The sequence below is a fragment of the Miniimonas arenae genome (assembly GCF_006351005.1).
Lineage (GTDB): Bacteria > Actinomycetota > Actinomycetes > Actinomycetales > Beutenbergiaceae > Miniimonas > Miniimonas arenae.
Genome location: NZ_VENP01000129.1, coordinates 1 through 1,446, shown reverse-complemented (window position 1 = coordinate 1,446; position 1,446 = coordinate 1). Strand labels below are relative to the sequence as shown.

The 1,446-nt window shown below is 73.4% G+C and carries 1 protein-coding gene; it reads left to right on the top strand.

Going from position 1 to position 1,446, the window contains the following annotated elements:
• A partial coding sequence (locus FH969_RS14905) for a hypothetical protein (RefSeq protein ID WP_218975338.1) occupies nucleotides 1-1,360 on the top strand: 1,360 nt, incomplete at its 5' end.
• Nucleotides 1,361-1,446 lie beyond the last annotated feature (86 nt).

Genomic DNA, 1,446 nt, shown 5'->3' with positions numbered 1-1,446 from the left:
CGAGACGATGTTCGCGGGACGCTCTCTCGGGGCCGCGACCTGGCACACCTCCAGGTACCACCAGCGCCGCTCTTCCGGGCAGGCGGTGTTCACCCCCGCCTACCTGCTCGCGCCCGCAGCGACGACGTCGTCGGGACGCACGGCCAAGCGGCCGGCCCTGCTGGATCTCCCGGACGCTGTCGGGATGATCCGGCCGATGCCGATCCTGTTCCCGAACGGGTCGGAGATCTCGGTGCTGCGCCACTCCAGTGCCGGCTCGGCACCGTTCCTGACGGTGACGTTCGAGATGCAGGGCGGCATCGGTGGCCTGACCGAGGACGACGAGGCGTGGCGTTCCCACCTGGGCTGGGCCCGGTTCGCCGCGGCGATGGCCCGCAACGGCTCCTTGGTGACCGGACTCCAGCAGGTCGCCCGGGTCGTCCCGCACGACACCGCCGACCACGAGCTCTGGCTCGTCGCGCGCACCCCCCGCACGGTCGAGGCCGGCGCTGGCCGGTCACTGCTGGAGCAGTCCTACCTCCAGCTGCTGGAGTCGATCCCGGAACGCTCGGAGCAGCACCGCACGTGGCTGACGATCCGGATGCCGTTGACGACGGCGTGGGCCTCCCGCGCCAGGGTCCTGGGGCCGGGGGAGGAGGGGGACCGGCTGCTCGCGCTGGAGCAGATCCGCTCGGTGGTCAAGCGTGCCCGGTCCTGCGGGCTCGCGCTGCGCCCCCTGTCGCAGGAGCAGCACGCCGGGGTGCTGCGGTCCCTGCAGGACCCGTCCGAACCGATCGACCTTCCCCGCCCGGCTGGTCTGCGGGAGGCGTTCCTGGGCCTGGATGACCGGCAGCGTCGCTACGTGCGGGTCTTCGGGGGCGAGCACGAGTGGTTCACCCGGACAGCGTCCGTGACCTCGGAGAGCATGTCCGGGGCGATGCTCGCCCCGGACTTCCTCCGCCCCTTGCTGACCGCGGTCGACCCCTCGGTGGTCCGCACGATCACCTCGACCGTGCTGCTCACCCCGGCCAGTCGAGCCCGCTCGCGTGCGACGGCGGACGCGAGCCGTGACAAGGCCTCGCTCCGCTCGAGCCGGTCGGTCTCGGACGGCTCGGCCGAGGTCCAGGCGGCCGGCTCGCAGGTCCGCCTGGAGGACCTGCGGCCCGGCTCCGGGGTCCACGGCGCGTCCTGGACCCTCGCGGTGACCTACACCGCCGCGTCACCGGAGGACCTGCTGGCCGCCGATGACGCGATTAGCGCGGCCGCGGACGCCTCCTCGATCACGCAGCTGCGCTACGCCGACGGGCACCAGCAGGCCGCACACGTGGCCACCCTCCCGCTCGGTGGGGGCATCAGACAGGAGCAGCGGTGGTCACTCTGAGGAAGACCAACCCGGCCCCGCGGTGGACCCAAGAGCCCCCCACGCCAGGGCCGGCGCCCGACGCCGCGGCGAGTGGGGCGGCGGAG